The sequence below is a fragment of the Mycobacterium sp. TH-M25 genome (assembly GCF_057473665.1).
Genome location: NZ_JBYCLA010000612.1, coordinates 1 through 4,867 on the forward strand (window position 1 = coordinate 1; position 4,867 = coordinate 4,867).

6 protein-coding genes and 1 pseudogene are annotated in these 4,867 nt (G+C 67.8%); 2 read left to right on the forward strand and 5 right to left on the reverse strand.

Annotated elements, in window-relative coordinates:
* Window positions 1–146, reverse strand: a pseudogene (locus AC2VOU_RS20370) (SDR family NAD(P)-dependent oxidoreductase); the annotation flags it as partial.
* Window positions 147–481: 335 nt separating this feature from the next.
* On the opposite strand from AC2VOU_RS20370, the gene AC2VOU_RS20375 reads away from it, so the two are divergent.
* On the forward strand, window positions 482–1,216 hold the full coding sequence (locus tag AC2VOU_RS20375; RefSeq protein ID WP_486958993.1) for a methyltransferase domain-containing protein: 735 nt from the start codon (window positions 482–484) through the stop codon (window positions 1,214–1,216).
* A 3-nt stretch (window positions 1,217–1,219) separates the two neighbouring features.
* On the opposite strand, the gene AC2VOU_RS20380 is transcribed toward AC2VOU_RS20375, so the two are convergent.
* Window positions 1,220–2,344, reverse strand: coding sequence for an FAD-dependent oxidoreductase (locus AC2VOU_RS20380; protein WP_486958994.1), 1,125 nt, complete (start codon window positions 2,342–2,344; stop codon window positions 1,220–1,222).
* Between the two features lie 308 nt (window positions 2,345–2,652).
* Here AC2VOU_RS20380 and AC2VOU_RS20385 point away from each other — a divergent pair, with 308 nt between their 5' ends.
* A complete protein-coding gene (locus AC2VOU_RS20385; protein ID WP_486958995.1) occupies window positions 2,653–2,877 on the forward strand; it encodes a hypothetical protein in 225 nt (74 codons plus the stop codon).
* Window positions 2,878–2,896: 19 nt separating this feature from the next.
* On the opposite strand, the gene AC2VOU_RS20390 is transcribed toward AC2VOU_RS20385, so the two are convergent.
* From AC2VOU_RS20390 to AC2VOU_RS20400, 3 genes are all read right to left on the reverse strand, one after another.
* The gene (locus AC2VOU_RS20390; protein WP_486958996.1) at window positions 2,897–3,607 is read right to left on the reverse strand and encodes a hypothetical protein; all 711 of its coding nucleotides are present in this window, start codon (window positions 3,605–3,607) and stop codon (window positions 2,897–2,899) included.
* 110 nt (window positions 3,608–3,717) lie between these two features.
* Entirely contained in the window at window positions 3,718–4,146 is a 429-nt protein-coding gene (locus AC2VOU_RS20395; protein ID WP_486958997.1) for a pyridoxamine 5'-phosphate oxidase family protein, read from the reverse strand.
* A 30-nt stretch (window positions 4,147–4,176) separates the two neighbouring features.
* The coding region (locus AC2VOU_RS20400) for an NADP-dependent oxidoreductase (RefSeq protein ID WP_486958998.1) at window positions 4,177–4,867 on the reverse strand (691 nt) is incomplete at its 5' end.

A 4,867-nucleotide genomic window follows, 5' to 3' on the forward strand; every position in this document is an offset into this window, starting at 1 on the left:
GTGTTGCGGACGGCGAGGATCACATGCGCACCGGTGCCGGCGAGCAGACGCGCGGTCCCGAGACCGACGCCGTTGGTAGCTCCGGTCACGATGATGCGCTTGTCGGACAGGTTGCCGAGTCGGCTCGGCGACCACGTTGAAGTCACCACCAGACCCTAGCGTCTGCGACCTAGAGCGCGACTTCACGGCCGAGCGCTGAACGGGCCGGAGCGACAAGTCGTCGTGGGTCGCCAATGCGTTGAACGCGATCGCACGAGGCAGCCTGCCTGGCGCATTTGGTGGGTGTATGGACCTGGTGCTGACACGCTGACCATCACCACGGTGGGACACCACCCGTAGCCAACTTGTTTTTTTCGATGTCGGCCCCGACCCGGCGGGTCTTGACCTGCGGCCGAAGCGGGCATCCGACGACGCAGCGTAGACTTCGGATGCAAGCGCGTAAACGGTTGTGAAAATTGATCTTTCATCGAAGGAACGGGACATGACCGAACTGAAGACCACCCTGCCACCAGCCCTGAGCAGAGCACTCGAACTGCTCGCCGATCCGCCCGCCGAGCCAGCTGTCAGCAACGGCTATCTGGACCTGCTCGGCACCACCGACGACGTAGCCAAGAACCACGGCGCCATCCAGGCAGCCTGGGCATCGCCGATCGGATCGTTGGTCTACGACAACGCCCAAGCGCTGACCCGGCGGTTCATCGCCGCCATGCAGCTCCCCGTCGAGTGGCTGAACATCCCGGAAGGCGGGGTCGCTCTCGACGTCGGTTCCGGTCCCGGGTCCGTCACCACCTCGCTGGCCCATGCCGCGGGTCCGGACGGGCTCGCGCTGGGCATCGACATCTCCGAGCCGATGCTGGCGCGCGCGGTGCGCAGCGCAGCGGGACCCCAGGTCGGCTTCCTGCGCGCGGACGCGCAGAAGCTTCCGTTCCGCGACGCGACGTTCGACGCCGCGATCTCGGTCGCGGTGCTGCAACTGGTCCCCGAACCCGCGGCGGCGCTTGCCGAGATCGCCCGTGTGCTCAAGCCCGGTGCGCGGCTGGCGGTCATGATTCCCACCCTGCGTCCGCCGGTTGACCTGTGGCGAGCGCTGCCCACCGGCGGCGCGCACATCTTCGGCGAGGACGAAGTCGGCGACATCCTGGAAGCGCACGGCTTCGCCAGCGTGCGGGTCAAAAGCATCGGCACGTTCCAGTGGGTGCGCGGCAAGCGCGGCTGATGGTCAGGCCAGCGGCGGATTTTCACGCACCCCGCCGTACATCCCGCGGCGCACGATCAGCGGCATGACCACCCGCTCGACCGGCCATGACGGGATGCGGACGGCCTGACCGGTGGGAAGAAAAACCTCCAGGCCGTCGGGCTGGATGCCCAGGACCGAGCCCCACCGGCGGCCGGGCGCACGGTAGCTGCCCGGGCGGCCGCCGCCCAGTTCGGCGCGGACGTTACGCGCGACCAGCGCGTCGCCTCGATTGCGGGCCGAGCTGCGTAGCGGGTCGGTGGCCGCGACGTCGCCGACCGCGAACACCTCCGGGTGACCGGGCACCCGCAGTTCGCGATCGACGCGGACGAAGCCGCTCTGGTCGAGCAGTTCGCGCGGCAGCCACTCGGTGTTGGGCCGCACCCGCCCGATCGCCCAGAGCACCGCGTCGGCCGACGCCGCGGCCTGCCCAGTGCTCCAGTCGACGCCGCCGCTGGTGATCTCGTCGCCGGCGAAGCCGTTGACCAGCGCGGCGCGATGGCCCGGGTGCAGGCCGACGCCGAGGCCGGCCAGGCGGCGGCTGATCCGCTGCCAGACCCGCGGGTGGTAGTCGGCCAGCGCCCGATCGCCGGGGAAATACAGGTCTACCCGCTTGTCCGGCCAGGTGGTTGCCAGGTTCACCGCGCTGGTGACCGCGGCCGCACCGCCGCCGACGACGACCACGGATTCGGCGTTGGCCAGGCGATGGTGATCGGCGTGCAAATCGGCCCCGACGTCCGCGGGCGACTGCAGGGTCGGCCGGCGCCAGAAGCCGTTGCTGACACCGGTCGAGACGATCAGCGCGTCGTATCCCTCGACGAACGGCGTGCCGTCTTCGCCCTTCCCGGATACAGTCCGCCCGGCCAGATCCACGCCGGTCAGCGCACCCTGGATGATCCGCACGCGGTCCAGCCGACGGAACCGGTCGAAGGGGATCCAGTAGTCGCGCGCCCAATCGCGCGGGCGGGCCAGCCGAACCCCGAGTTCCTGGCCGCTGACCAGACCGGGCTTGACCGAGACGCCGACGACCTCGAAATGCTTGGCGAGCCGCATCGCCGCCAGGATGCCGACGTCACCCAAGCCCGCGACGACGACACGCTTGCGGCCCATGACCAAAAACTGTAACAGGTTCTAGTTTGCTCCACCCGGTGATGTTGCGCGAAATTTCGCCGTGCCCGTCGCTGCGCGGCCGGTGAAATTTCCGCCGGCGCTGTGCACGTGAACCTTCCGATATCCGACGCGGCCTGGCTAGACTTCGGCGTGTGATGACGCCAAATACCCCCTGGCGAAACCAACGTGGGCAATTACCGCAGCGATTGCGGGTCGGTGGTCATCTCGCCGGCCGGAGACAGGCACGACGGCTCAGCCGTCGCTTCGCACGTGTCGGCGTCAGCACGCCGCCGGATCGGATCCGGCAGATGTTGGCCGGCTCGGCCGTCGCCTGCGCCGAGGTCACGGATTTCAGGTTCGCGCTGATCGTGGCGCAGCTGAGACGCGACGAGTTGAGCGCGAAGGTCCGACGCATGAAGCGTCGCGGCACTCGTTCACTTCTTTTCGTCGGCATGGTTCTCGTGACGCTGAACCTGTTGTTCTGCATGGCCTACGCCCTGTTCAGCCTCACCCTGGATGCCCCGCCGCTGTGAGTGGGCAGGTTCGCTTCGGCTAAGCCGAGACAGCCACCGGGATCGGGTCGTTGCCCACCACGCTCAAGCCGGCGAGCCGCCGCCACGAGCGGATCGCGTTGCGGGTCACGTCCACAATCGGTGCAGCACCGGCATCCATGTTGGCCAACCGGTGCGCGCGCAGAGCGTTACCGGTGACGGCGTCCAGGGTGTCCCAGTCATCGGTCTCGACCAGCGACGTCGACTGACAGGCGGCCCGCACCGCATAGAGTTCCGCGCCCTCGGACGCCTCACACGCAGTGCGGCCCGCTTTGGCCGCACTGTCCCAGCTGACGATCGACGGCACGTCACCGGGGACGAATCTCCGATGCAGGTCCGCGATCTCGGCAATGGCGTCGGCCGCCGCCCCGCGGGCATACCGCAGCACACCCCATGGCGGACTGGTCAGCAGCTTGGTCACCCAGATGTGCAGGATCGCGTCGGCGACGTCAGCGGTCCCGACGGTCAGCCAGCCGAGATCGAGCACCAGCAGACTGTTCTCCGGCGAGAGGTACCCGTCGGGCTCAGCCAGCGAGTCGTTGCACAACTGCACGAACGACGCCAAGGGGCGGGCCGAGGTCGCCGGGAAGTCGGTGATCTGCTCGTCGCCGTTGATGTAGGAGATCACGTTCATCGCGCACCCTTTACCCGACCCGGGCTGATGCGATCCCCGGGCCAACCGCATCGGGTTGGTGATCCGGTCGAGTTCCATGTGAACTGCTTCCTCAGGTTTTCCTGCCTAACAACCCAGTTACCTTAGGACAGTTCGACGCGTCGACGACCGCGACACGACCGGGCCGGGCGCGCTGGAAAACCCGAATGCTAAAGCTCACCGGAAAAGTCGGCGGTGATCCAGCGGTCGGGCCGAATGGTGAACAGGATTCCCGGCTGATCCGCCATGGCCTGGACGAAGGCGCGGCCGCCTTCCTCGCCGAGGTAGCGAATGGCAATCGCCTCGCGCAACTCCAGCGGCGCGGGCGTCGTGGTGTCGACGACGGTGCCTTCGACAACCACGTACTGATACGGCGGGTCTTCGCGTTGCACAACCAGCGTCACCACGCCGGCCTGCTCGATGAGCTTGGTCTTGCGGGCCCCCACGCCGGTGTTGACCAGGATGTTCCCGCCCGGCGTGAAGCCGTACCACATCGGCACGCTGGCCGGCGGACGGCCGTCGGTCGCCGCCACCGACAACACCGCGACGTGCTTGCCGGCCAGGAATTCTTCACGTTGGGTCTCGCTCAAGGCAGCCATGGCGGTGTTTAACCAGTTCGCCCGGCCGGGCTATTCCCCGAGCGCCAAAATAAGCTTGCCGGTGTTTTCGCCGCGGAACAGTTTGGCCAGCGCGTCGGGGAAGTCGCCGACACCGCCGTGCTCGATCTGCTCGTGCGACCGCAGGTGGCCGCTCTTGATCCATTTCGCAAGCTGCGCAACCCCTTCCGGATAGCGCTGCGCGTAGTCGAAGATGACAAACCCGGTCATGGATGCGCGCGCAACCAGCAGTTGCATGTAGTTGGACGGCCCGCGCGCAGTGTCGTTGTACTGCGACACCGCGCCGCACAACACGACGCGAGCCCCGCGGGCCAGTCGGTTGAGCGCCGCTTCGAGCGTCGTCCCGCCGACGTTGTCGAAGTACACGTCGACGCCGTCCGGGGCGTGGGCCTTGAGCTCTGCGCGCACATCGGCGGTCTTGTAGTCGATCGCGGCGTCGAATCCGGCCTCGTCGACCAGCCAGCGGCATTTGTCCTCGCCACCGGCGACGCCGACCGCGCGGCATCCCTTGATCTTGGCGATCTGGCCGACGATGCTGCCCACCGATCCGGCCGCTCCGGAGACCAGCACGGTCTGGCCCGGCTCGGGCTTGCCGACGTCGAGCAGCCCGAAGTACGCGGTCAGGCCGCTGATACCGAGTGCGCTGAGGTACACCGGCGCCGGAGCCAGCGCGGTGTCGATCGTGTTGACCTCGGTGCCGTCG